Source organism: Rufibacter immobilis (assembly GCF_003721565.1).
Lineage (GTDB): Bacteria > Bacteroidota > Bacteroidia > Cytophagales > Hymenobacteraceae > Nibribacter > Nibribacter immobilis.
Genome location: NZ_RJJE01000006.1, coordinates 18,496 through 43,497 on the forward strand (window position 1 = coordinate 18,496; position 25,002 = coordinate 43,497).

The window sequence follows — 25,002 nt, forward strand, 5'->3', positions numbered from 1 at the left end:
TATCGTGTCTCACAGAGCCTTAAAACGCAAAAAACCTACTCTTAAAATTGAGAGTAGGTTTTTTTATTGTTTATGGTGTCCAAGAACGCAAAGTCCTCATATCATCTATTAGCCAAAGGTCACCGTACACTGTCCTGATATAGGTGAATCTCTCTGGCTCCGTGACGGGGTTGGTGTAATCTCCCAACCAAATCCTCTCCCCTTCCCCGAAGCTTCCAGAAAGGGTGTAAGCCCAATACATCAGGGGTGCGTTCACAGCATCCAGCCAGTCAGTGTAAGGCATAGTGATTTCAACACCCGTTGCACGTGGTTCTTCCGTGTAAGGCAGTGCAGGAATCACGGTTGAGCAGACTTTTTCGTTCAGTTTTATCCCTGCGTTCGCACTGGTGCCAATGATTTCCCAAGTGACGGTGTAATCAATTTCCTTTCTCTCGAACATCCCATCAACCCTGACAGATACTGAACCAGAAGGGATGGTGGGGTATAGGTTGGTGACAGCCCCTGTGTACCCGTTGGTTCTTCTCACGGTGGCTGTGACGGTCTGCGGGTTCGGTTTGGTCACCGTTATGTTGGTGAACACCTCCTGCTGTGTTTCCAGTGGCTCCGGCTTGCTGGTGTATATCGCCAGAGGTGGCTTGTGGACGTAACCAGCGAACGCACTCAGATTATATGGTGGAGTGTATGGAAGCGTTGAATGGAAGAATAAGTCCTTCAGGAATATGGGTGAAGAGTTGCTGAACATAGAGTTGGTGCCGGGATTTTGGATAGGTTGAGAGGGTGAATAGAACTCACCCTCCAAATCCCCCAAAATCTCTTTCCTCACAGCCGCCATTGTTATGTCTGTATGTGACACTGCCATTAGCCCACCCTTCCTTTCTTCAGTTCATCGACTTCTCTCTTCAACTCCTGAATGGCTTGAACCAGAAGGACATTGATTCTTGGGTAGTCAAGTGAGTGGGTGTCATTGGTGTAGCTCACCAGCAGGGGTTCAACCTCTTTCACAGCCTGTGCTATGAAACCAATCTCTTCTTTCCCACCCAAGTCATTACGGTTGTACCTCACAGGTGTGAGTGCCATTACCTTCGCCAGCCCCTCACAGTAAGGTGTCACGTTGTCCTTCAGCCTTGCATCACTGTTAGACTGCACATTTGCCGTTGCATAGAGATTCACAACGTTCAATGAGCCATCAGATGTCCTTTTGGCAATTGAATTTGGAGTGGCGTTCACATCACCAGTAGCAGAAGAAACATTTTCCAACGCTGTCTGAAGCCCGTGGATATCACTGATGTTGTGGTAATGTGCTGAAGCTGGATACAACAGCGGCTTGTTTTGAATGTTCTCCCAATTGTGTGTATGGCCTGTATTTGCTTTACCGTCAAGGGCACCCTGCAAACCATTAACCTCACTCAATGTATGTGAGTGAGCAGCAGGGGCAAACGTTGAGGGTTTCCCTGACACTGATTCCCAAGACACTGAGGTAGTGGCTGACACTGTTATGTTCACGTTACCCTGAGCGTCAGGAGCCTGACCGTTCACCTTCTTCACCATCTCTGTATGGGTGTGGGAAGTCAGGGAGTACTCTGAGTGTGAGTGCGTAGAAGGTGTGAAACTGGCTGGTTTATCAGTCACCTGAGACCAAGAATGCGTATGCCCTGTGCCAGATTTGGTGTCCAATGCACTCTGAAGACCTGTCACCTCACTCAATGTATGTGAGTGTGCTGAAGGGGTGAACGTAGTGGGTTTGTTGGTGATTTCAGACCAAGCGTGGGCGTGAGCAGCAGCAGGGAAGGTTTGAGGTTTATCAGTCACCTGAGACCAAGAGTGCGTGTGTGAGGTCAAGGAATACTCACTGTGGGTGTGTCCTGTGCCAGATTTACCGTCAAGTGCAGACTGAAGACCTGTCACTTCAGCTACCGCGTGTGAATGTTGAGCAGGAGCGAACGTTGAGGGCTTGCCTGTGATTTGAGACCAAGTATGCGTGTGACCAGTCCCTGACTTTGAGTTCAATTCAGTCTGTAGGTTCTCCACCTCTGAAATCAGGTGGGTATGTTCTGAAGGAGTGAATGTCTGAGGTTTATTGGTAATCAATGACCAGTCAACAGAGGTAGGGGTTCCTGTTCCGCCTGAGACAGCTACTACCACGTTTCCTGAAGCATCTGGACTCAATCCGTTCACGGTTTTGATGTACTCACCGTGCGTGTGCGTGGCAGGTGTGAAAGTGGTGGGTTTGCTTGTAATTTGAGACCAAGAATGCGTGTGACCTGTACCGGACTTTGCATCCAACTCAGACTGAAGACCAGTAATACCGGAAATCTGGTGAGTGTGTTCTGATGGATTGAAGGTCACAGGTTTTCCGGTAACGTCATTCCAAGTATGGGAGTGTGATGAAGGTGTGAAGCTGGTTGGTTTAGCCGTAATTTCAGACCAAGTATGTGAGTGTGCAGCAGGGGTAAATGTGGTGGGTTTGCCAGTTATCTCATTCCAAGACACTGAGGTTGTTCCAGTGGTTGCAGGACTTCCACCACCAATAGGGTTTCCGTCAGCGTCTTTGATGATACCAGACATCACCACTAGGTTAGGGACATAGACAGTATCTGCTTGAGTACCGTTGATATCCTGACCACCAAGGACAACGCTTCTCAATGCTTCTGGCTGCAACTGGTTATTCTTACCACCAAGGATAGCAGAATTGTCAGCAGCAGCACCCAAAACGTCTGAGGTACTGACCTCACTGTGGTTGAACGCCACATTTCCTGAAGCCTTTACAAAATCAAACAGATTCCCCTTGCCAGAGGCCGAACTTGCATCACCTGAAGCCTCAGTATTGTAACCTGCTGACTTCGAGAAAGTGCCTAGAGCCTTAGTCCCTGAGCCTTCAGCGTGTGAAAAGGCACCTTCTGCCTTTGTATAAGCACCTTCTGAGTGTGAATACCAACCGGAAGCCTGAGTATTATCACCTGAAGCGAAGGATTTCTCACCTGATGCTACAGTGCCATAACCGATTGATAACGAATAGTCACCACTTGCAAAAGAACCAGAGCCGAATGCCGTTGAGAAGTTTCCTTCTGCGTGGTTGTCACCAGCCCAAACAGAGTTCAGGTCTTTGTCAAATTTGATAGCAAGAGGAATCTGCACTATGGTATTGTCTTCAACAGCCAGATAGTGTTGGTAAGGGTTTTTGGGATAGTAGTTTGGTTCCCTGAACTCAAGGCTTCTCTCAGTACCTGACAAGTCCATATTGCAGTTAAACCCATCTACACCAGCAATATGAGCATAGGATGTCATTGGGTGAAGGAGTGGGTTCAACACACCGTCTTCATACAAGTCCTGAGCAAGCATCCTGTCAAAACCGTAGTCCTCACCTGTCTCAAAATAACCTTTGTAAGGTGTATAAACAACTCTGTCTAGATATGTTTGATTCCACTCAACAGGTAGCCTATCATATACCAAGTCAGAAGAGAAGCTGAAATAAGTAGACTCAGTGTCATAAGCAGGTGATAAAATATCAGCTACATACAGGAAGTGGGGCACCTCAGAATGAAGTTCCTGATAGAAGAGTGAGTTCAGTAATGAGAACCCACCGTTCTGACTTAAATCAGAGTACTGCTGGCTGAACCCAAGTTTAGCTCCTGAAACCAATGTACCTAGGAAGTTAATGTACAGTTCCCTAGTGCTGTAGTCAGGGTTGTAGTCTGACTCACCTGTGTCTAGAGTCCCTTGTATATCAGTTGATAGACCGATATCAACGGCAACACCAGAACCATCATCAAGAGAAGTGTCTTCTAGGATGTAAATCAAATCAGGTGTGTTAGTCACTACCTCATTCTTGATGAAGACAGTGGCAGCATCAAGGGCTGACTGAAGACCAGTAACACCGGAAATCTGGTGAGCGTGTTCTGATGGATTGAAGGTCACAGGTTTTCCGGTAACGTCATTCCAAGTATGGGAGTGTGGTGTAGCAGGGAACGTCTGAGGTTTATCAGTTACCTGTGACCAAGTATGCGTATGTCCTGTACCAGCTTTACCGTCAAGGGCAGACTGTAGGCCAGTTACACCGGAGATAGCGTGAGAGTGCTCCGAAGGGGTGAACGTAGTGGGTTTGTTGGTGATTTCAGGCCAAGAATGTGTATGTCCTGTGCCAGATTTACCGTCTAATGCTGCTTGCAAACCAGTCACGTCAGAAATAATGTGTGAGTGTGCACCTACGGCACCACCACCTATAGTACCACCTGTAGAGTTCATCAGATTGCCAGTTACAACCAAGTTAGGCACATAGACTGTATTAGGTGAAGTACCTACAATATTCTGACCACCGATAATAGCAGAGTTTGTAGCTCCTGAAGCTAACGAATGTCCTGAGCCAGCTACAACAGCACCATTTGTTGCAGTTGAATATATATTGTGGTTTAAACCGCCTAAAATAGCTGAATTAGCGGCTGAAGCACCTGATACTGAAGCATTAGTCACCCTGCTATGGTTGAATGCTGCGTTACCTGTTGCCAGAACCCTGACGGTATTGCTATTACCCCTACCACCTGTATGAGAAGCCTCTCCAACGGCAGACGTATAGTTTCCTTGACTGTGGGAAGAATAACCGGAAGCGTGAGTATGAAACCCTTCTGAGTGAGATTGCTGCCCATATGCCCTTGTTTGAGTACCTTCAGCGTAAGAAGCGATACCGTGAGCTTCAGAGAAGTTACCAACAGCAACACTACCATCACCGTAAGCCTTGGTTACATATCCTTCAGCGTGTGAGTATGTCCCTGTTGCTATTGTTTTGTAACCCTCAGCGTGTGAATAGTTACCGGATGCTATTGTTTGGTAACCCTCTGCGTGTGAGTAATTACCTAGTGCCTGAGTATAGTAACCCTTTGCGTGTGACGCTTCACCGGATGCTTCAGAACTATAACCCTCTGCGTGAGAGTAGTCACCGGATGCCTGAGTATTATACCCTAAAGCGAAGGATTTCTCACCAGTAGAGATATTGGATTCAGTTGAATATGACTTGGTTTCTGGATTGTATTTTATTGGTAGAGGGTACTGTTTGATGTCATTACCGTCTACGCTCAGATAATATTGGTTCGGGTCTTTAGTGTAGAAACCTGACTGCTTGAACCTCACTAATCTCTGGTTCACTGCTTCCTCAGTGTTATAGTAAAGATTAGCAAATTCTGATTTATATTGGGTGAAATAGAAAGGGAACAAATCAATGTTCAGGACACCGTTTTCATACACATCCTGATAGATGACCTTAGTAAGGGTAACACCATTATCAAAGTCATATTCACCTTCACCAGTGTTGAAGTTGCCATAGGTGCTGAACAGGTATAGGTCTTTGTCATCATAAATAGGGTTGTACACCTCAGGAACCCTAATCATTTTTACCTTGCTACTGAAAGAGATACTTTTGCTACCAGCAGTGTAGTCAGGTGAGTTCTGTTCATCAACTACATAAAGAAGGTTCCCTTTCTCCTTGTGGAGTTCCTGATAAAGATGTGATTTACTGAAATCTACCAACCCGTTTTCATTTAACAAGTCTTCATATCTCTGAGGGAAGCCTAGTAACTTCGTGTTCAGGTGGTAGTAGCTGAAAAAGAAGTATATTATTCTTCCCATATACTCAGGTTTGAACAATGGATTAGAGATGTCTTCTACTTGTCCTGAAGAGATATTCCAATTGAAAGGAGTGGAACCATCATCAATAGGGTTACCTTGATAATCTAACTCTTCTTTCAGGACAAAGAACAATCCTTCAGGGTTGGACACACCTATAATAGCCTCAATAGGGCTGGCATTGTCCAACGCTGTCTGAAGTCCGTTGACATCTTCAATTTCGTGGGTATGTCCTGAAACAGGGAAACTCTCAGGCTTATCGGTGATTGAATTCCAAGAATGACTATGACCTGTTCCAGACTTACCATCAAGGGCAGATTGTAAACCAGTTACTTCACTAAATTGGTGTGAGTGGGCAGAAGGTGCGAACGTCAGAGGTTTCTCAGTCACCTGTGACCAAGTTAGGCCAGTGATACCACCCCCGTAAGGCAACCAAGCATTGAGGCCAGTGCTTAGGTAGTAGGGCTTACCTTCGGTCACGTCAAAGATTGGTTGACCTGCATACCTGAGAGGGTTGGAGAGGTAAGCCTGTCTTTCCTCAGTGGTCATTTCAAAGTCTACGTCTATGTTTTTTGCATATTGTCTTGAGTACTGTAGTGCTAAATCTGCTGAAGCCATTAAATATTAAATAGTCACTATATACCTTGTCGCATTATTGAAGGGCACTACAGGCGTGTATCTGTAGACTTTATATCCGATAGGGCTGAAGTTGTTAGCCCCTGCAACATTTTGATTATTCTTTGTGAAGACACCTTTCACGTCAAGGTTGGTAGCTTCGTCTATCACCTTGGAAACATCCCTCAGGGTGTCCATATAGGCGAACTCAACTGACTCAGTGCCAGCAGGAATGTTGATGGTGAAGGAGTTCCCCTGACTTATGTCCATCACCTTTCCTGACAGGTTCCTGATATCGTTAGAGGTTGCCGTAGGCTTGTCAACGTCATAGAAAGCGTACCTCTTGCCAGAGATGGTCACGGTGTTGGAGTTCACCGTACCTGCTTGGATAGCCCCTTGAGGTGAGGGATTCCCTAGGTTCGTGTTCTTGACAGCACCAGCAGCGTAGGAGAATGAGGCTTGGTAGGAGATGGAAGCGTCACCAATGGTCACTGAGTCTTGGACATTCTGCAACACAGCGTCAAGCAGGACGGTACTACCTCTCTTCAGGACGTATTTGGTCAGGGCACCAGCGTCATTCCTGTTGAATGTAGGGGTGATGGTTGGGGTGATAACAGTACCGGCTTCAACGTTGCCAGTGACAGTGGAAGAGATGGAGCCTGTAGGGGTAGTGTAGGTGACATTGCTTTCCTTGGTCAGAAGCTTCTCAAGGACTGTCTCAATCAGGTCTGTGGGTGATATGATGTCACCGTCCTTGAAGCCACCCACCTGAGCACCTGTCACCCTTATCTCTTTCCCTACCGTGAGGTTTCTGGAAGGAATTCTTGACTCTTTCAATTCATTGTCTTATTCATTAAGGTTATCCTTTGGGGTGCTCTCCCTGAACCAGTTGGTAGGAAGAAGGGAGAGGGCACCAGCGAAAACGGCACCAGCAAATGTCCAGTCAGTAACCACACCCGTTGCAAGCCCAACTCCTAGCAGCACCAGAAGCAGCAGCCCCAAGAGGGTTGACTTAGGTGCTTTCATTATATTTTTAAGTTTCATTTTAATTAAATCATTAAAGGATATTATTTATTGATGTCTTTCTTTTTGAACAGCTAACTCAATCTTAACCTCAAGTAGAAGGTCTTTGATTTCTTTGAGTTCATTGGAAACATTGTGCTCAAGCTTCGTTACTCTTTCCTTGAGATAAGTTATCTCAGATTCCTGTCTGGTGTCATTGGTCTTGAGTACTACATAGATTCCTACCAGAGAACCGATTCCACCAAGAATGGTGAATATCAGTGCGATTAAAGGGATTGATATAACCATCACCTTACTTAGTAGAAAACAATTGGGCTGAAGCCAGAAGCGTCAGAACTTGGGGTGTCATTACCCTGTGAACCAGCATAGTACTCAGGGAAGTCAGCCTTATTTTTGGACAGGTACTCAAGAATCCTTGCCTTGACAGTCTCAGCCTTGGACATCACCTCATTCCTTTTCTCCCTGATGTCAGTTATCGAAGGGGCGTTCTGGCTCTGCTCATTGCCTTTGTTGGTCACGGTGAACAGGTTGAACATCAACTCATACTGAACCAGAAGGGCGTAGTAGAGTTTAATCTTTGGGAATAGGTCAGCCTGTCTAGGGGTGAGTTCCGTCCCGTTGGTGACGTGGTTGACATAGAGTTCATAGAGAGGGATTGACAGCAGGTCAGTGATGTAGAATTCCTCAACGGTCTTGAAGGCAATCTTAATCTCATTAGCGTCTTTGTGAGAGGTGACGTTCACGGTTGTTTTCAGGTACGCTTCATCAATCAGGTATACTTTTAACATTTATATTTATAATTTAAACTTTAATTAATTATTTGGTTATGAGGTGGGTTGGTTCCTGATGTTGAAGTCAGAATAGTCAGAGACAAACTTCCCTCTCTCATAAGACCATATCCCTGTCAGGACAATGAAGCAATCCGGTCTGAATGACCTCCAAGAGCCTTTTATTGCCTGACCTCTGTTCTGTGTGTAGCGTCCCTGAGCGTCCCTGATACCAGTGTTCTTGGTGGAGTTCTTGGTAGGTCTGCCAGTGTCGTAGTACCTGTAGGTCTTGGTAGAAGGGTTCCTCTTCTTGGGTTTGTCCTTGGTTGGAACAAGGTCAAGAAACCTAGTCCCGTACCTCGTGCCTGAAGACCTCCCTACCCTGCCTAGCTTCTTATTGAGTCTGTTGTTGCAGTAGACGAACTCAAACCTGCACCAAGTCTTTCTAGACCAGAACAGAAAATCATCAACCTGAGCCAACTCAAATTCCCTGATTTCCCGTTCGTCACTCAGGTTATAGTATCCCTGTATCTTCTGGTGAAGTCTCGTCTGTATCAGTTGTTCCATCTTTTTTCTCAGCAGGGTTTACTTCTTCCTCAACTTCATCACTTGGGTTGAGAAGGTCTTCCACATCATAGCCGTAGTCAGTTATGTAAGCTTCAGGCTTGAGCAAGTCAATCATTCTGTTTTCGTCAAGAATCAAGGCTGAAGACTTCACCTCTAATTCATATTCAGTGACACCGTTGTAGTCAAACACAGACTTCAGGAAGTCAATGACTGGTTTCTGATAGTCCCTGATAACGGTTGAGTAATAGGTCTTCATAGCTGTGTTGAACAGGTTACCGTCAGAACCTAGGCCGTTTCCCTCCTGCCTCACCCCTGCTAGGATGCCCTGACCACCGTGAGCGACTACAATAGCATCAGTAGTAATCTGCCTTGACTTCTCTACAAAGGCCGTGATATCAGAAGGGTTGATAGGGTTAATCTTCACTGAGTTGGGCTGTGAAGTCCAGACAAAGGTGATTTTACCAGCGTTCTTGCTTCCTGTGTTCTTCTGCGTGAAGTCCTGAATGAACTTCCTCTTCTGTTCTTCAGTGGCCTCAGAGTTTATTTCGACAATTGCAGAAGAGAAGAACCCGTTAGCGACTGTGTTAGCTAGGAATTCATCAAGGTTGTAGGCTGTCTCAATGTTGGTCAAGGCCGAGGCGTAGGAGATATCAGGGTAATAATCCTGTCCAGCACCTTTGTTCTTGAAGTACCAAAGCTGTGAACTCTGTTTACCCTGTTTAGAGGGGTTATAGGTCTCATAGTAGACAGGTGGGTTGTCCCTGACGTTAGACCAGTCAGCACACAGCCAGAAGCCTTGCACCCTGCCGAATTCATCAAGTTTCTTGTCTACCCTGACCTTTGTGGAGTCAACGTAGTCAAGGGCAGCTACCTTCTTACCGCCCTTGCCATAGCGAACCATCAGAGCACAGGTCTCCGTGATGGCTAAGTCCTGAGCAGCTTTCTTCAGGATGATGTCTAGGGACTCACCGTACTCATTGGGTTTCTCTACGAAAGCCTCAATGTTATCTGAGCAGGAAAAACCCTCAGCAGAGATAAGCTTCTTCTTGAGTTGGATGAAGGCACTGTGTATCGTAGATTTCTTGGAGAAGTCAATCAACACATCAGGGTAGTTGTTCTTGCTTCCCCAAGGCACCCAATCATCTCTAAGCCTCTTCACCCTAGCTGGTGATATCTCTGGAATCTCTGCACTTGAGAGGTTTACTGATATTGAACTGAATGAATTCTTAGTTTCATTTTTATTGGTGTTATTAGTTTTCAATGTTTAATTAAAATTTTAATTAAGGTTATCTTAATGAGAGAAGCTTACAATATGCCAAGAACCAGCACCGTCATAAACCACCGTGAATGAAGCATTCATAGTGTACATCTCAATCAAATTGTAGTAGTCAATGTCACCAGAGTTCACCTTAATGAATGAAGGCTCAACTGAGGCATCATAGTCACACTTGATGACATACTGTTTCCCCTGAGGTGCTGTAGCAGGTAGGAAGACACTGTTAGCAAAAGGAAGTAACAGGAATTCATCTGAAGGAAGAATCTGGTAATTCTCAACTGTCACCGTCTTCACAGTGAAGTTCTTGTTCACAAGAGTAGTACCCCCTTGACTGTCACGGCTAGGAACCGTGAACACTGGTGAAGGTGTCACCAAGTCATCAAACGGAGCGAAAATCTGAGCAGCCATTGTAGCAGGTGCAATCTCTTCAGGCTTGGTGAGTTGGGTAGTGGTCATCTTCACTGAGTAGGAACTGTCTTCAGTCTTGGATTCATAGTCAGAGACCAGACCTTGACGGAAACCTACAAGCCAGTATCTGCCGTTCCTGTCTTCCACCACACCAGTCAACTCAGAGTTAATCAGGTTCTCAAGCATATAGGAAGCATCAGCCTTGATACCACCAATTGAGAAGGTGATGTCAACCTTGTAGCTGACACCGTTCTTGCTCTGCTCTGCCTTTACTGAATACGTGACATTTGACAGGTTCTCAAACATTGCAAAGGAACCAGACATATCAAGGTGATTTATCTGCCTGTTCTCAAACCCGTACCAGCGCACGTTCTTAGATTCCGTCAGGAATAAGCGTTTACATCCTGTGATGTTGTAGCCTATCTGGTTCCTGAAACTGTTGTAAAGTGGTTTGTCATAAATCATAGCGTGTAGTAAAAAATCATCTCCTTATAGATAAGCTGGTCATTTCCGTCATAGACAAGCAGCAGGTTAGAACCTTGGAAGCCACTCAGGTCAGGGTCAATGAGTGAGAGCCTGTAGGAGTTAGCCAGTTCAAGGGACTCAAACCCAAGTTCCTGCTCTTGGTCAGTAATCAGGTTCTTTATCACCAGCCTTGAGACCGTTGGAGCGTGTGTCTTGTAAATCAGGAAGTGAGCGTCTTCCTGTGTATTCTTCAGTGTTATCATTTACATTTAATATGTGGTTTCACCGTTTCCATTCTCATTATTCTTCAGATTCACAGGACTGGCATAAAAAAACCCCTCTGAGAGTTCAGAAGGGTTCAAACAGAATCGTTTAGAAGGGATTGTTAGCCTTTGTTAATCAAGGCAAGGATAGCAGCGTCAGTCATAGTGACATTGGAAGCATCACCCAAGTTATCAGCAGTCATTTCATAGGTTCTTGAGGCATCGTCAGCAGTGGAGTTGTTCGTGTAGACAGAGCAAGCAAGGCCGTTGTCTTTACCCACCAGCACCCACTTCCCTGAATTCTTGCGAACCAAGGCCACGTATTCCCTACCCAACAGGACAGCCTGAGAGGTAGCGTTGTCTTCGGTCAGGACTGAGAACTTCAGTTTCTGCGTGATGTAGTGTGAGGTAGCTGTTTTCACCTGCTCCTGTTCCAGCGTTGCAGAACCTTTCACAAACACAATGTCTTGGAAAGTGGCACCTGAGGCAACTGTCAGACCAGTGATGTCAAGTTTGTTGGTAGCGTCATAGGTGATACCTGTGAGTTTGGACTTCTCCAAAAGTGCCACCTGATTGATACCACCGATTGTGAAAGCCATCTCAGAGATGTTCCCTAGAGGTTTATTGATATAACTCATTTAAATTCAATATTTTATATAATGTTATTTTATTGGATGGTAAGCACCTTTGATGCACTCACCATCCATTAATGTTTTACTTTAAGTTTTAATTAAAAGAATTAAGAATAAAGGATTTTCTGAGAAGGAACCACAATAGCCTTGTCTCTTGTGTACACAGACTTGAAGAATAACTTGTCACCGTAGTTGTTCAACTTACCGATTTCAATTGAGGCTTCATCATTCACCACGTCAGTAGCAAACACCACCTCATTCTTGTTACCTGCAAACATTGTGTTGGCACCAAGCGGAACAAATAAAACAGCAGTACCAAGGAAGGAAACAGAGTCACCGTTGATGATGAATTTCTCTTTGTAGTTCTCATAGAGGTTTGCAAGAATCATCAGGTCTTTCACTGATTCGTCTGCATAGATTACAGCCTGACCAGTTGCTCTAACCTGTGAAGGAATCGCTTTCCATACCTTCTCCATCTCACCGTAGATGTTACTCACTGTGAGTCCAGAGGCATTCTTAGCGATTTTATTTCCAGCAGCAAGCTTAGTGCCAGCAAGGGTCTTGATATCAGACCAGAAGGCAACCTCAATACTTCTAGCCATCTGAGGGATAAGGGTATCAAGTAATTTGTTCTCAAACTCAGTGATAGTCAGGTTTCTGGCACCAGCACCCATTTTATCATCACCGAATCTGGTGAATCTCAATGTCTCAGGGTCAACGGTGGTGAAGAACATCTTCTTTAGAGGCATTACCTTTTCATCACTGATGGTCACTGAGCCTCTGTCAGCAGTGGCAGGGTCAAAGTCTGAAGCATAGTCCTGCTCTGTGATAGAAGCAGAGAAAGTAGTCACAAACTGCTCAGTCTTCACATTGGGCATAATGTGAACGTAATTGTTGGAAAGGGTCTTAGCAGTCGTTAAAGTCTCACTGTAAATCTGTGCGTAGTAATCACCAGAGAATAATTTAGGATTATAAGTAATTGGCATTTTTAGATTTTAATTTTTTATTTAATTTTATTTTTAATTAATACTATTTAGTTGATTAGAACCCTCTCTTCACAGAGGCTAGGAACATCTCAGCCTTTGTCATTTGTGGCTCAGTGGCCGAAAGGTTTACTTTTTTGTCTGCTGGCTCTGACTCCACTTGGGCAAGTTTAGCCTCAACCTCAGCAAGCTTGGTCTCTAACTCTGCGTTTTGGGCAAGCTTGGATTCCAAGTCAGCGATTCTAGCAACTAAGTCAGCATTGACAGCCTCAAGGTTCACCTCAGGCTCAACCTCAGGTTCTGGTTCTACCACTGGCTCAGGCTCAACTACTGGCTCTGGTTCTACCACAGGGGCAGCAGGTTCAGACAACTCAATACCTAGAGCAGCAGCAAGCTTAGTCCAGATTGTTCTCTTATTTTCTTCAGTCATATTTTATTGATGTCTTATAATGGTTATATGTATTTTTAACCTCACGTTTATTTTTTTTGGATTAATTTTTTAATTAAAGATAAAGGCACCCGTACCGAGGCCGAGAATGAACAGACCTACCTTTACCCCTTTTGAGTCAAGGAATGACTTCTTCCTGTTCTCTGGAATGTAGAGCGCGTCTACGTCTGCTGTCTTGAAGTAAGGGTTGGTGTTGGTGACACTCACCCTCACCCCTTTCTCAGGTTCTTCCCTGATGACTACTGATTTGTCATTGTAGAGTGAGAGTGAATCCAACCTAACTGAGTCTTGTTCCACACTGATTGTGTAGGATAGGTACTGGTCTCTGTGGCTGTAGTTTCCGGTCAGGGAATCCCTGAGAAGAACTGGCTGCTCTCTGACGGTGACCACCTCCTTGACCTGAGTGACTGTTACTACCTCTTTTCCTGCTGTTTTAGCCTCTTGCAGAAGCTTTCTCTGGTTGTCCGTCAGTAAGGCTACACTCTTCTCAAGGTCTTTCACAGTGGCTGAAATCGCTTTCTTTGAGGCTACTTCCTGCTTGAGTTCATTCCTAGTGTAGGTGACCGAATCAGACAGCACCTCAATGAGGTTGGACTTGGAGTCAAGGTCTTTGGTGAGGTCTTCATTCCTGACGCACTGGTAGGCACTCAACCCAATGAAGAAGAGAATGACGTAGAGTAGGTACTTATTCATTCGCGCCCCCTCCTTTCAGGAAATCAACCAACAGGTCTAGCACACCCTCAACCGTTTCAGTCTCTGGTGTCTGCTCAGACATCTTCAGGTTGGTCAGGAAAGAACCCTCTAAACTGAACCCGTTCCTCTCAGAAACCTGTGACCAGATTTCATCAGACGGAAAATGATAGGTAGCGTACAGGGAACCCACCTTCACGTCTTGGAATCCTAAGGCAACGGCTTTGTCTTTCTGAGCGTCAACCACAATCCAAGACTCAATGAGGAATCCCTGTATCAGGTCTTCAGAACTATGGTCAAGGTTGGACATCTTCAACTCACCAGTCCTGAAGAACTTGTTCCTGATACGCTCAATCTCCTGAGACTCAAAGTTCAGGTAATACTCTTTCCCTGTGTCTGAGTCCCTTCTGTAGATTAGCTTGTCTGGAATCAGGACAGCACCAGTGGCGTAGCGTTTCTCTGTCTCTCTGGCTAGGTGAACGGGTTGGGGTGTCTCTTCTTCCAGCCTCAGGAAATTGGACTCAATCGCTGGTCTGTCAACTATTGAAATCAGGCTTATGCCCGTTGCTTCATCCAAATCATCCACGGTCACTGAGTACACTGGTATGTCTTTTCTTGTCATTAGTATTTTAATTAAAGTTTAAATTATTTTACAGAGTATTCTTTGATGTCTGCCACCCTAGCGTTAACGTCAGCGACCTCCGTAGCCACCACGTGAATAGGTGTTTGGGAATAGGTCTGAATGTCATTCCTCAATAGCTGTATCTGGTTCACCAATGCCAAATCAGTCTGTGAAGGTTGGGTGATGTTCTGAGCCACCATCCCACCAGTGGAGTACTTACCTTGGGTTCTGACTGACTCCAACTGAGAGACCAAGACAGGGTTCTGACGAACCATCCAAGCAGGTAGCACATACTCATTTGCGTGGACTACCCCTACCTCAGTACCGTCAGAGATTGATTTGGAGGTGAAGCCACCGTCATAGAATCCTTTCTTTGCGGCAGACTTGATTGCAGCCATTGAGACAATGATTCCAGCCGTTGCAGCAGCAAGGATGGCAATGTTGTCCCAACCGAATTTACCGTTCTTGGAAGCATCTAAAGCAGCCTCAATCGCCTTGGCAGCGTTCAGGCCGTGTTGCACCATCGTCAGAGCCTGAACAAGAATTTCCTGTTTGGCAAGTGATTTCTCTTTCTCCTGCTCAAGCCTGATTTTCTCCTGCTCTGCTTTCTTGATTCTCTGGTCTTCCGCTTTTCTCTCCTGTGCAAGCTGTCTCTGTTTCTTTCTCTCCTGCTCAAGCTGCTGGATGATTTTCTCACGTTCGGCACCTTTGGCGGTCAACAGAGAAGCCTCAAGGTCATTCACCCTAGACTCTGACTCCTGAATCTCAGACTCAAGTGCAGACATCTGCTCCCTGTAGGACTGAATCATTATGTCAACCTCAGCAAGCTTTGCGTCAAAGGCTTCCAGAGAGGCATTGGTGAAAGCGTCAGAAATAGCCTGCACGTTCTGAGCGAACCCCTCATAGACAGCGTTCATTGTCTCGTACTTAGCCTGAAGGTCAGCTATCTCTTTCTCAGCATCTGCTTTCTTCCTCTCCTTGATTCCGTCTTCAACGGTTTTGACCTGAGCAGCGTAGTTCTGGTCAAGTGCCAGTTTCTTGTTGATGTAGTCAAGGTGGATAGCCTCTAATTCATCATTGCTCAGACCCTTGACGCTTATCTCTTTCTTGTAGGCATCATTGAGAACTTTCAGTTCCTGCCCCTTAGCCTTGTTGATGTAGAACAACTGTAGGTCATACTGTTTGTCCAAGCCAGCCTGAACAGCCTTGAGTTTGTAGTTCTCAAGTTCGCCAACTGAGGTCTTCACCTGAGCGTCATTCTGTCTTTTGGCATACTCTTCATTGGTTGCCTTGACGTTGGCGGTGTATTCCCTCTCAGCGTCATTCATCTCAGTGGTAAGGCTCAACAAGGCTGCTGCTCTGTCAGAGGTGTCTTCCAATGTCATATAGGCTGCTGTAGCCTTGGTGTTGTATTCTATCTGAGCATCAAGGGTAGCCTTGTGAAGCCTGAGTTTTTCTTCTTGGGTAGTTGCCTCAGCTAGACTAACCTCATTGCTTAGTTTCTTTCTTTCATACTCAGCCTCAAGACTGTCCTTGATTCTGTCAGCAGCTTCTTTCTTGGTGGTGTAGATACGTTCCTCTCTCTCAAGTTCCAGAAGTTGAGCCTCATTGGATTTAGCCTGAATCTCATTCCTGATATCCTGTTCAGCCTTGAGCATATCAGAGGTCTTCTTACCACCTGCTACCTGAGAGTTCTGCAACTGAAGCAGGTTGAGGTTGTTCTGAAGTTCCTGCTTCTGAAGGGTTAGAATCTGTTGTTTTGCTCTGTAGGCTGTGTTGGCTGCATCAGTTCTTTCTTTCTGAGTCCTGAGGTCAGATTGGGCAACAGCCTCATTCATTTGGACAACACCTTGAAGCTGTGCTACCTGCTTGGATATCTCAATCCCTGTTTTCTGATAGGCTCTTGTCAGTTTCTCAATAGCTACCGACTTCTCACCTACCTTGTCAATTTCATCACCAACCTTTTTGACTCCGTTCCAGAGGTCATTGAGCATTATACCCAACTTTGCCCCGTTCCCTGTTGCAGCCTGACCCAAGGCTGAGAAGAAGTTCGTCACCTTGTCAGTCATTGTATCAATTGTCCCTTCAGGGTCAGAGAAAGCATCTGCAATCCCTTTCCCAATGTCAGAGAGCACATTGACAATACCTGTGAAAACACCCTTCAGGTAGGCAAGCTTCATAGCTAACTTCTCTGAGCCTTCAGCAGACTTGGTGAAGTAAGCGGTCAGTGAGGCCACAGCCACCAAGAGAAGACCTATACCAGTTGAGGCAAGGGCTACCTTCGTGACAGTGCCGAAACGGGTTGCGCCCTTTCCAGCAGTCTCAAATGAACTGGAAGCAACACCCCCAAACTTCTCTATGATGGAATTCAGCAAATCAGACTCAATACCTAGAGCCTGTGTGGTCTTGGTCAGCAGGTCAATACCGCCTGAGGCACCAGTAGCCTGTGAAGCGATACTGGTGAAACCGTTACCGATTGAGGAAAGCGTACCCCTGAGACCGGACATCTTCTGGCTGTTCAGGGTATTCAGGTTCTTGACAGCCCTCTCAGACTGGATGTTGGTCAACTCAAGTTCCTTGGTCAGCCTCTCAAAGGCCAAAGTACCCTCTTCAGCTTCTCCCAACTCCTGCTCAATTCTTTCAAGCTTGTCACCAAGTTCCTCTACTTCTCTGATAGCCTGTACAGTACCTTCTATTTTTAATTCATATTTTGATTTTAAAGCCATTGATTAGTTGAACATTCATTGTTCTATACCCTCAATATGCGTTTGACCTTATTTCATTTTAATCAAAGTTTTAATTAAAATCAGGCCGAAACCATACGGTATAGCTTTACTTTTGCGACCTCTCCCAACAGGTCATAGTTGTTGATTGCTGAAAGCAGATACAAGTCTGAGTCAATCCTGATGATATTCCTTCCTGTGAGTGACTGGAAAAGGTGGGCGTTCATCCTGACCTCACCCTCTGTGAAGTTTGACCAGTCCGTGACTGCCACATCATTCCTGTACAACTGCTGGAACAAAGACTTCTCACCTGAGAGGGCAAGAGACACAGAGTCCATTGAATTGACCTTCTCAGAGTCCGTGAGGAAACCAGTGTCACTCTCAGTGTAGATAGTGTCACCAGTCACTTTCCTGAGCCTGAATTCCCTAGTGGCCTGAATGTACTCCAGCTCATAGGCTGGTTGGTTCCTGACGTTGAAGAATGACAGCTTGGGTATCGGTTTATAGCGGTTAATCCCAAACGTATCATAGAATGTGCCTCCTGTCAGGTTCTTGGTTCTCTGGAACTGAATCAGGAGTTTATTATAGCCGTAGGCATCGGAATAACCAGCGTAGTACATCTGGCCTGACTTCAGGTGACTTGCCCCTTGGTAGAGAGCCAGCTTGGGCATATAGCCGAAATTGGAAGCGGCTGTGTAGTCTTCCACCACGGACATATCTACTGAGTCAGTGGCTGGAATAGCCACAGGAAGTAACTCATAACCCAAGTCCCTGTAGATGTAATCATCACTATAGGTAACAATCTGCTGTCTGATAAAGGACAGAGGCGCAAAGGGCAATGTGTAGGCATCTTCTGACACGTCTGCATTCACCTCAGACATATAGTCCGTATTGGTCAGGAGGTGGTCAGAGTCATCCGTTGACCACCTGTAGAAAGTTTCTGCAATCTCATTCTCACTCAGGGGTGTCTCTTCAAAACCGTTGAGGCTCAACTTTTCGGAGAGGTCAGTGATGTTGGACTTATTGAGTTCATACCATTCGTCACGTGTATATAGGGTAATGGACTTCTCCACCTCATTGATGGAGTAGAACAGGGAGAACACCTTGAAGATAGCCTGAATGAAATCCACCTGTGACATCTTGGGCAGGAACAAAGCAGGGTTCAGTGTCTGTCTGCCCTGACACTCGGTGATTTTGAAATAAGAGTTGTCAGGGTTGCAGCTTAACATCATCTTCTCAGGCTCAACGGAGTCCTTCACGGCTACCATCACCTGAATCCTGTACTGCTTTCCCTCCACCATTCTTGCTGTGAAGGTGGTATAGTGCGTGTGAAGGTTTCCAGATTCTGAAGACGTAGTTCCTGACTGGACATTTAGAGTGTCAGCGTCCATCACATTGAAGTAACTTAGTGATGAGTAATCACTGATGCTTACCTCAGGGTACTGGTTGTCATCAATCTCTCTGAATACCAGAAACTGCTTTGACTCAAGCCTTGGGTTGTTCGAAAGACCCACGTTAGTTGCCTGTGACTCTACCTTCACTTCAATAGTGTAGTTTGAGGTGTACTTGCACGTGTAGACACCATCATTCCCGTAGGAGAAAGACAGGTCACCAGACTGGTCAGTTTCCCAAAGGCCGTAGGGTTGAGGCTCAATAGCGTACATTGAGTAATCCTGCCCTTTGAAGGTAGAGCCTTGGTTGAAGTAGTTGAAATAAAGCTTTGTCTCAAGAGGGTTCAGCTTCCCGTAGTTGTAGGCCGGTGACTCACCGTCTTTGTTGGAGTAGAGAAGAATCATTTTCCTGAAGGTCTCAGAGTCCAGTACATTCCCCTGAACCGAATAGCCAACCTCAGAGAAAATCTTGGTGAACAGAGGTCTGATGAAGTGGGAGATTCCGAAATCATCATATTTCTGCTGGTGGAAGATTCCGTCAACAGTCCCACCGTTGAGGTACTTGATTCTTGCAAAGGAGTCAAACACGAAGGGGAAAGCTATCTCAGCGTTGGAACCGTCAAGGTCAGCGTCCAGCCTCTCCCAAACGTAGGCATCACCAGTGAAGTCAATCTCTTCATAGGTCTGCACGTCCCTGAGTGTCTTGTTTCCGTCTAGTATGTCTGCAATCCTTCCCTCACCAGTGCCAGAGATGAACCCCTCAAAACCATCGGGCGTGATTCTGTTCAGCACGAACTCACCAGACATAATCTCAACTGAGTTCAGGGTGACGTAGCAGGAATAGGGAGTCCTGAACTTGCCTAGCACCTGTCTGTCTGACTCAAACTTGAATATACCTTTGTTCTTCTGCGTCTTGGGTAGTTTGAGCGTGTAGGAGAAAGAGCCTGTCTTCTTGGTAGGGTTACGGTACTCTGAGACAATCTTTGATATCACTGGCTTTATCTTCTCAGAGAGGTCAGCGTCAGCCCCATTGATGTAAATTCTTAAATCCTTCATTACTTATAGTGTGATTTTATTCTCTGAGAAGATGGACTGAACCTGCAACTCAATTGTCCAGAGCCTGTCTATAGAGTCGAACTTATAGCTAGAGTCCAGAACCCTCACCTGTTGCCCGTTCACACTCACCACGGGACTCAACATCAAGTCCTGAAGCCAATTGAACTCAGCCTCTGAGAGGTGCTGTGAGTGGTAGGTGTTGGTTCTGTCTGCCTCCACCGCGTAGGTTCTCTCACTAATTCCAGCGTTGAAGGTCTGCCCCTTGGTCTTCACCTCAGTGTTGTAGAACCTTGTGAAGGACACACAGTCAGTGCCCCCTCTCCTGTTGAGGAAAGTGACCCTGACAGCGTTCTTCAATCTTGGGGTAAGGTTGAAAACCTTTGTCTCTGTTATTTTCATTTATTTAAATTTAAATTTTAATTATCCGGTATATTAGACTTCTACTGCACCCCCGCCAGCTTCTCTCCATCCATCACTATAACCAGCCTTCCACTGTTCACACTCTTCAAGCGTCAAAATAATATGCATTGGGCAACTCCCACCTCTATAAGGCGCATAGCTCGCTGCGTCAATGTGTCCCTGCTGGTAGCCCTCTAGATAAGGGTTGATATTAGGTTCATTTGGGATACACAGAAGATTTGCTTCAGATTCTGCCTTAGCAGCAGCGAAAGCCTTAGCGTCAGCGTCAGCCTGAGATATGGTGGAAGTGGCCTGTTTGGTTGAAGTGTAGGAACCCTGCTCACCCTCAGGGCAGTAGGCTGTATAAGTTTGCGTTGAGGTGTAGGTCACCGCAGGGGTACAAACCAATTTTGCCTGTGCGTCAGCCTGAGCAGCGTTCAAAGCCTTGGTATAGGCATCTTCCTGAGAGATGAAAGAGGTTCTGGTCTGCGTTGAGGTATAGGAACCTGTGTAACCGTCAGAACAGTGGGCTGTATAGCTCTGCGTTGAGGTGTACTGCACCGCGTTTTCATCAACAACACATACAAGGTTGGCCTGTGCGAGGCTTGCCGCCTTGCTCATTGCCTTTGTGAGAGCGTCAGGTTTGGTGAGTGTTGAGAAATCAGTTGCTGTGGCAGTCATTGAGCCTATGTAGCCAGCCTGTTCACAATTCACGGTTGCCGTGGCGGTTGCCAGATAGGTAGGTGTCTCCGACTCAAGCCATACGGAGAGTCCTGAGGCGTTGGAGCCTTGGAGAGAGGGTCTGACGTTGAAGACGTACACCCCTAGGGTTGGAAGGGTGTGCTCAGTCTCCCTTCTTGAGGTGTAGTAGTTGCAGACAAGTTTCACCTCAGTAGGCGCGGTCACCAGCACTGGAAGGAACAAGTCTGAACTCTCACTCTGGTTTGGTGTGATTGAGGTCAGGAACTTAGCCTCTCTGTTATAGTCAACCACTAAAGAAGAGGAAACTGACTCAGAACCGTCTAATGATAATGCTGCCCTAAGTCCATACAAGACATCAGAGATGTAGTGGTAGGATTTAACCTGAACCCTGTTCACCAGCTTTACTACTCCTATTTTGACCTGATAGGACACAAGCGCAGATTCATCCTTCTGCATCACTACGTTCGGGTTCAACACCTTTGGTTCGGGGAAGAGACTCTGAACAATGTCTGAGACATCAAACTCACACAGTCCTAAACCTGTACCGTTCTTGACCAGCGTGGTCAGTAGTTTAGAGGTGATGGAATCATAGACCTCAAGGAAGAACATATCCCCAAGGGTGTAGTCACTGTAACTGACCTCAAATACAATTCTGTTATATGCAGCCTCAATGAATTGAGGTGCCTTGGTTATTGTTAGTTTCTGTGACAATGCTTCATTAGATTTTCTATTTAGTTTATTTCTTCTTTGTCAGGTGGAACTCAACCGTGGTGACAATAGCTGGCACTATGAGTTCATCAATGACCTGAGCAAGTGCCTGTTCTGCGTATTCCATAGAGGGTGCAATGAAATTCCTTGCCCTGAGACCTTTCTTGTAGATTGCTGTCTGAATAGCGAACGCTAGGGAGTTGATTGAATTTCCAGAGGCTTTCTGGTACTTGCCTGTCTTCTGGCTCCTTCCTAGAATCCTGTATCTCTTAATCCAGTTTATCAGGACTGAGACAGGGACTTTCCTTGCTAGTGCTTTCCTACCCACGTCAAGGAAGTAGGCGTGTTGAGGGAAATTGATTGTGACACCATCGGTGTTGAAATCAACTGTGGTCTGCTGGTAGAATCCGTCCTTACCGTCTTTCCTGAACTTATGCCTTGAGCCAGCTTCAGCAAGGGTGATGATGTATTCCTTTATCTCCCTTGCCACTTGGAACAACTGACCGTTCAGATATGACTTCAACTCTTTCTCAGAAAGAACCTTCCCTCCCCTCTTGGTGGTTTTGATTGATTTTATTCTTGCATAGGCCATATACACTGATAATATGTGATTCCCCTGATTCCGTTTAAGCAGAAAAACCACCTTTTAGGTGGTTCATCATAATTTATATTTTAATTAAAGGTTTAATCAGTGAGTGAGAAATATAGAAGAGTCAATAGCCCAATCATTGTCACCAATCACCTCAAAATCAATCTGAATCTGGTGTTCTTGGTTGAACCTGTCCCTGCACCCTTGGATAATGGAGACCTGTTCGGGACTAAAACCTTGTGTGTCCGATTCCACCCACCTTAGCGTTATCCATTTATTTAGTACCGTAGATTCCTGACCAGAAGCGTCCTTTATCTGGTGGGACTCAATGACGTGGTTGTTACTGAAGTCAGAGACTATTAGGAAATTGAGAGCCAGTTCAGGAGTGATATATTCCTCTGGTATCAATGCGTACTGTTTGTTCATATTCTTTATTCATTTATGAAGGTCACACCGTTGTAGGCAGTGCCGTGATTATTATTTCCTGATGAATCCAAAGTATCACTATCCAGTCTGTAGTTAGCAACCAAGTTTGGTTGAGGTGCAGTGAAACTTGAGGTCATATTACCTTGAATTTGTTCCTGTGTCCTCACTGTATTCCAGAATCTGAGGTTACTTAGTTTAAGTGTGGAGTATGCAAGGAAATTGGGAGTACCACCAATCTGCAAAACATTAGCACCCGTGAAGTTCGCCGCAAACACAATACTTTTTTTGAACACGCCATTCATAAACAATGACGCTGTTCTGGTTGGGTTATCATAGGTGACAGCCCAATGAATCCAAACATTTGTGTCAGTGAATGTCTCTGTTGATTCAAGGTTGGTGCCCCAAAATGAGAATCGTAATCTATCTCCTGAATAACCCATATGTATAATCTTTGATGTTGACCTTTGTGAACCAACAGTTAACATCCAGTCGGCTGTCCCACTTCTAGTTCTTTTCGCCCACAACTCTATTGTGAAGCTTGAGCTTGTGAAGTCTATTGAGTCCCCTATGTTAGTTGATTCGATATAATCATCAACACCATCAAATTGCGTGTATTTCGTTATGTCATTCTCATAGGTGACACCGTTCAATGCAGTGCCGTGATTATTATTCCCTGATGAATCCTGCACATTGCCATCAAGTTTGTACCGAAGCAGCAGCCCCCTGCCTATATTCCTGAAGCTGTAGTCATTGGTGATATCCTCAGATGACCATACTGTGCTGTGAACCACTACCTCACGTACTCTTGCCTTGAGAGGGTATCGGTTTGCGTTGTTAATACCAACCCTGAATTCACCCATCCTTGCCGTTGGTATTGCGGCGAAGATAAGCGGTAGTTCCTGCGCCAAAACAGTGTCCACATATAGTCTGATGGTTTTACCTATTAAGTCAACCGTCATCACTACCCTGTGCCAAAGTTCGTCCCTGTGGTATAAGGAATCATTTCTAACAAAGAATACAGTGTCGTTTATTCTTACCTGTGCTGAGAAAGTGTTGTTGTAGACGGTTATGCCGTAGCCATTGGGGTATGAACCCAAATAACTCTGACCAGCAATTGAACCGTAACGCACATTTCCAGACGTTTCAGACTGAACGCTGATGAATTTAACCCAAGCTGCCAATGTTAAACCCGTTATCTCTGAGAGGCTGTTTATTGGTAGGTTTTCTGACCTGATGTAGTCATTCACACCGTCAAATGATGCGTACCGCCTTATTGTCAAATTCATCAGCGTCTTTGCTGAATAGAAACTGAATTTCCTGTTTCTCATTAATTAAAGTTTTAAAGACTTGTGAGCACCACCTTGGAAGATGCTGTGAGGTTATTCTTGGTGATTTCCACTGACAGGACATCATTAACAGCCAGTGCGATTGGTAGCGTGGTTACGGTGCTGTTCTTCCTGTAGGTGACAGCAGAGCAGTTCACCAGAGCCTGAGCCGAATAGGTAGCGGCCTCTTCAGCCGTGGCCGTGATGGTGATTCCAGACTCTGACTCAACCCCGTAGTTAAAGGACATTGAGTACAGGTCAGGGATATCATTCACCGTATAGGTCTCCCCTGAACTTAGTTCTATGGTCACCCCGTTCACATTATCAATGACAACAGCAGGTTCAAAGACTGGTAACTCAACCAACGGCACCGTGTAGGTCTGACCTGCAAGTACCTGAGTTGTGGTGTTGTTGTTGGGGTCAATGACCGTCACTGGTTTACACAGCGTCTGGTTCTGACCAATATCAATGACCTGAGCATCATAGGGAGTCGCAACCCTTGAGGTATACCTTGGAATCTCAATGGTGAACTCACCACGGCAAACAACTATAGAGTCTTGGTTGACATTCTCATAGTAGAATTTATTCATTCCGGTCACTAGGATGTTACTGGCTAGGTTCTCTATGTGATAGTGTATTTCATCAAGAATCTGAGAGGTTTTGGTCTTGCCGTTGATAAGGTCTTCTGAGGTGAAGTCATTGGGTAGTCTGTCACCCACGGAGAGAGCAACACTGAAGGTCTCAGAGTTACCGTCAACGTCAGACTCAATATCTGATTCAAGGTAGGCTACAGGGTAAGAGGTGACATTAGTATCATCCTGCAACTGCACACCAACCTTGAACTCACTGATAGCTATGTGGGCGTTGGCTGTCAACCTGATTAGGTCAATGATTCCCTTAAGCCCTTGGACATTGTATAACTGATGTGACATTTAATTTTTAATTAATTATTTAATTTATTGAGGTTTGTGAGCGTCTAGTTTCTGAAGTGACTCATTCATTTTATTGAAGTCAATCTGGTGCTCCTGCCAGCTAAGTACTTCGCTCGTTTTGAGGTTATATACAGTATGAACCTTTGTAATTTCCTGCGCAAGGCTGAACGCCAACCCCTGCCAGTTCCATTTTTTGTCGTAATTGTCAAGAAGTTCTCTACGCTCTCCTGATGTTGGCTCACCGCCTGAGAATATGCTTTTGAAGCTGCTTCTAAGAGAAACCATCTGCCCAAAAAAAAAGCGTCTACCTTCTGGACAAGTGAAGCAGGAAGTTCATTGAACAACTTAGCCCTTGCCTCAAGAACCTTACCACCCTGAG

General features: G+C 45.5%; 23 protein-coding genes. All 23 read right to left on the reverse strand.

What is annotated here, in order from left to right; all coding sequences use genetic code 11:
* Nucleotides 1–70: 70 nt before the first annotated feature.
* Nucleotides 71–859 (reverse strand): hypothetical protein, encoded by a 789-nt coding sequence (locus EFA69_RS06525; RefSeq protein WP_123132302.1) that lies wholly within the window; start codon nucleotides 857–859, stop codon nucleotides 71–73.
* A complete protein-coding gene (locus EFA69_RS06530; protein WP_123132303.1) occupies nucleotides 859–6,231 on the reverse strand; it encodes a tail fiber domain-containing protein in 5,373 nt (1,790 codons plus the stop codon). Before EFA69_RS06530 ends, EFA69_RS06525 begins: the two co-directional genes overlap by 1 nt.
* A 6-nt stretch (nucleotides 6,232–6,237) precedes the next feature.
* A complete protein-coding gene (locus tag EFA69_RS06535) occupies nucleotides 6,238–7,065 on the reverse strand; it encodes a hypothetical protein (protein WP_123132304.1) in 828 nt (275 codons plus the stop codon).
* Between the two features lie 9 nt (nucleotides 7,066–7,074).
* Nucleotides 7,075–7,254: a hypothetical protein gene (locus EFA69_RS06540; RefSeq protein ID WP_123132305.1), complete on the reverse strand. Its 180-nt coding sequence runs from the start codon at nucleotides 7,252–7,254 to the stop codon at nucleotides 7,075–7,077.
* A gap of 45 nt (nucleotides 7,255–7,299) precedes the next feature.
* The gene (locus tag EFA69_RS20245; RefSeq protein ID WP_123132306.1) at nucleotides 7,300–7,539 is read right to left on the reverse strand and encodes a hypothetical protein; all 240 of its coding nucleotides are present in this window, start codon (nucleotides 7,537–7,539) and stop codon (nucleotides 7,300–7,302) included.
* 8 nt (nucleotides 7,540–7,547) lie between these two features.
* Nucleotides 7,548–8,039 (reverse strand): DUF6712 family protein, encoded by a 492-nt coding sequence (locus EFA69_RS06550; protein WP_123132307.1) that lies wholly within the window; start codon nucleotides 8,037–8,039, stop codon nucleotides 7,548–7,550.
* A 36-nt stretch (nucleotides 8,040–8,075) separates the two neighbouring features.
* Nucleotides 8,076–8,585, reverse strand: a complete 510-nt coding sequence (locus EFA69_RS06555; protein WP_123132308.1) for a hypothetical protein — start codon at nucleotides 8,583–8,585, stop codon at nucleotides 8,076–8,078.
* Complete coding sequence (locus EFA69_RS06560) at nucleotides 8,533–9,846, reverse strand: phage portal protein (RefSeq protein ID WP_123132309.1); 1,314 nt, start codon at nucleotides 9,844–9,846, stop codon at nucleotides 8,533–8,535. The genes EFA69_RS06555 and EFA69_RS06560 overlap by 53 nt, the downstream gene beginning before the upstream one ends.
* Nucleotides 9,847–9,876: 30 nt before the next feature.
* Nucleotides 9,877–10,734 carry a hypothetical protein gene (locus EFA69_RS06565; protein ID WP_123132310.1) on the reverse strand — a complete coding sequence of 286 codons (858 nt, stop codon included), beginning with the start codon at nucleotides 10,732–10,734 and terminating at the stop codon, nucleotides 9,877–9,879.
* Nucleotides 10,731–10,997: a hypothetical protein gene (locus tag EFA69_RS06570; RefSeq protein ID WP_123132311.1), complete on the reverse strand. Its 267-nt coding sequence runs from the start codon at nucleotides 10,995–10,997 to the stop codon at nucleotides 10,731–10,733. Before EFA69_RS06570 ends, EFA69_RS06565 begins: the two co-directional genes overlap by 4 nt.
* A 122-nt stretch (nucleotides 10,998–11,119) precedes the next feature.
* The gene (locus tag EFA69_RS06575) at nucleotides 11,120–11,596 is read right to left on the reverse strand and encodes a hypothetical protein (RefSeq protein ID WP_148041287.1); all 477 of its coding nucleotides are present in this window, start codon (nucleotides 11,594–11,596) and stop codon (nucleotides 11,120–11,122) included.
* A gap of 140 nt (nucleotides 11,597–11,736) precedes the next feature.
* Complete coding sequence (locus tag EFA69_RS06580; protein ID WP_123132313.1) at nucleotides 11,737–12,615, reverse strand: hypothetical protein; 879 nt, start codon at nucleotides 12,613–12,615, stop codon at nucleotides 11,737–11,739.
* Nucleotides 12,616–12,670: 55 nt separating this feature from the next.
* On the reverse strand, nucleotides 12,671–13,042 hold the full coding sequence (locus tag EFA69_RS20250; RefSeq protein ID WP_183906711.1) for a hypothetical protein: 372 nt from the start codon (nucleotides 13,040–13,042) through the stop codon (nucleotides 12,671–12,673).
* Between the two features lie 69 nt (nucleotides 13,043–13,111).
* Nucleotides 13,112–13,753: a hypothetical protein gene (locus EFA69_RS06590; protein ID WP_123132314.1), complete on the reverse strand. Its 642-nt coding sequence runs from the start codon at nucleotides 13,751–13,753 to the stop codon at nucleotides 13,112–13,114.
* Complete coding sequence (locus EFA69_RS06595; RefSeq protein ID WP_123132315.1) at nucleotides 13,746–14,372, reverse strand: XkdF-like putative serine protease domain-containing protein; 627 nt, start codon at nucleotides 14,370–14,372, stop codon at nucleotides 13,746–13,748. The genes EFA69_RS06590 and EFA69_RS06595 overlap by 8 nt, the downstream gene beginning before the upstream one ends.
* Before the next feature lie 23 nt (nucleotides 14,373–14,395).
* Nucleotides 14,396–17,098, reverse strand: a complete 2,703-nt coding sequence (locus EFA69_RS06600; protein WP_123132316.1) for a coiled-coil domain-containing protein — start codon at nucleotides 17,096–17,098, stop codon at nucleotides 14,396–14,398.
* Between the two features lie 80 nt (nucleotides 17,099–17,178).
* Nucleotides 17,179–19,542, reverse strand: a complete 2,364-nt coding sequence (locus EFA69_RS06605; protein ID WP_123132317.1) for a hypothetical protein — start codon at nucleotides 19,540–19,542, stop codon at nucleotides 17,179–17,181.
* Between the two features lie 3 nt (nucleotides 19,543–19,545).
* Nucleotides 19,546–19,941, reverse strand: coding sequence for a hypothetical protein (locus EFA69_RS06610; protein WP_123132318.1), 396 nt, complete (start codon nucleotides 19,939–19,941; stop codon nucleotides 19,546–19,548).
* 33 nt (nucleotides 19,942–19,974) lie between these two features.
* Entirely contained in the window at nucleotides 19,975–21,354 is a 1,380-nt protein-coding gene (locus EFA69_RS06615) for a DUF5977 domain-containing protein (RefSeq protein WP_123132319.1), read from the reverse strand.
* A gap of 25 nt (nucleotides 21,355–21,379) precedes the next feature.
* Nucleotides 21,380–21,943, reverse strand: coding sequence for a hypothetical protein (locus tag EFA69_RS06620; RefSeq protein WP_123132320.1), 564 nt, complete (start codon nucleotides 21,941–21,943; stop codon nucleotides 21,380–21,382).
* A 428-nt stretch (nucleotides 21,944–22,371) separates the two neighbouring features.
* Nucleotides 22,372–23,694 (reverse strand): LamG domain-containing protein, encoded by a 1,323-nt coding sequence (locus EFA69_RS06630; RefSeq protein ID WP_123132322.1) that lies wholly within the window; start codon nucleotides 23,692–23,694, stop codon nucleotides 22,372–22,374.
* An 11-nt stretch (nucleotides 23,695–23,705) separates the two neighbouring features.
* Entirely contained in the window at nucleotides 23,706–24,410 is a 705-nt protein-coding gene (locus EFA69_RS06635) for a hypothetical protein (protein WP_148041288.1), read from the reverse strand.
* A gap of 278 nt (nucleotides 24,411–24,688) precedes the next feature.
* The coding region (locus EFA69_RS20420) for a hypothetical protein (protein WP_221175688.1) at nucleotides 24,689–25,002 on the reverse strand (314 nt) is incomplete at its 5' end.

Bases quoted from the DNA above. Each gene is read 5' to 3' on its own strand.
- EFA69_RS06525 (WP_123132302.1), bottom strand. From the start codon at position 859: ATGGCAGTGTCACATACAGACATAACAATGGCGGCTGTGAGGAAAGAG.
- EFA69_RS06530 (WP_123132303.1), bottom strand. From the start codon at position 6,231: ATGGCTTCAGCAGATTTAGCACTACAGTACTCAAGACAATATGCAAAA.
- EFA69_RS06540 (WP_123132305.1), bottom strand. From the start codon at position 7,254: ATGAAAGCACCTAAGTCAACCCTCTTGGGGCTGCTGCTTCTGGTGCTG.
- EFA69_RS20245 (WP_123132306.1), bottom strand. From the start codon at position 7,539: ATGGTTATATCAATCCCTTTAATCGCACTGATATTCACCATTCTTGGT.
- EFA69_RS06550 (WP_123132307.1), bottom strand. From the start codon at position 8,039: ATGTTAAAAGTATACCTGATTGATGAAGCGTACCTGAAAACAACCGTG.
- EFA69_RS06555 (WP_123132308.1), bottom strand. From the start codon at position 8,585: ATGGAACAACTGATACAGACGAGACTTCACCAGAAGATACAGGGATAC.
- EFA69_RS06565 (WP_123132310.1), bottom strand. From the start codon at position 10,734: ATGATTTATGACAAACCACTTTACAACAGTTTCAGGAACCAGATAGGC.
- EFA69_RS06570 (WP_123132311.1), bottom strand. From the start codon at position 10,997: ATGATAACACTGAAGAATACACAGGAAGACGCTCACTTCCTGATTTAC.
- EFA69_RS06575 (WP_148041287.1), bottom strand. From the start codon at position 11,596: ATGGCTTTCACAATCGGTGGTATCAATCAGGTGGCACTTTTGGAGAAG.
- EFA69_RS06580 (WP_123132313.1), bottom strand. From the start codon at position 12,615: ATGCCAATTACTTATAATCCTAAATTATTCTCTGGTGATTACTACGCA.
- EFA69_RS20250 (WP_183906711.1), bottom strand. From the start codon at position 13,042: ATGACTGAAGAAAATAAGAGAACAATCTGGACTAAGCTTGCTGCTGCT.
- EFA69_RS06590 (WP_123132314.1), bottom strand. From the start codon at position 13,753: ATGAATAAGTACCTACTCTACGTCATTCTCTTCTTCATTGGGTTGAGT.
- EFA69_RS06595 (WP_123132315.1), bottom strand. From the start codon at position 14,372: ATGACAAGAAAAGACATACCAGTGTACTCAGTGACCGTGGATGATTTG.
- EFA69_RS06600 (WP_123132316.1), bottom strand. From the start codon at position 17,098: ATGGCTTTAAAATCAAAATATGAATTAAAAATAGAAGGTACTGTACAG.
- EFA69_RS06605 (WP_123132317.1), bottom strand. From the start codon at position 19,542: ATGAAGGATTTAAGAATTTACATCAATGGGGCTGACGCTGACCTCTCT.
- EFA69_RS06610 (WP_123132318.1), bottom strand. From the start codon at position 19,941: ATGAAAATAACAGAGACAAAGGTTTTCAACCTTACCCCAAGATTGAAG.
- EFA69_RS06620 (WP_123132320.1), bottom strand. From the start codon at position 21,943: ATGGCCTATGCAAGAATAAAATCAATCAAAACCACCAAGAGGGGAGGG.
- EFA69_RS06630 (WP_123132322.1), bottom strand. From the start codon at position 23,694: ATGAGAAACAGGAAATTCAGTTTCTATTCAGCAAAGACGCTGATGAAT.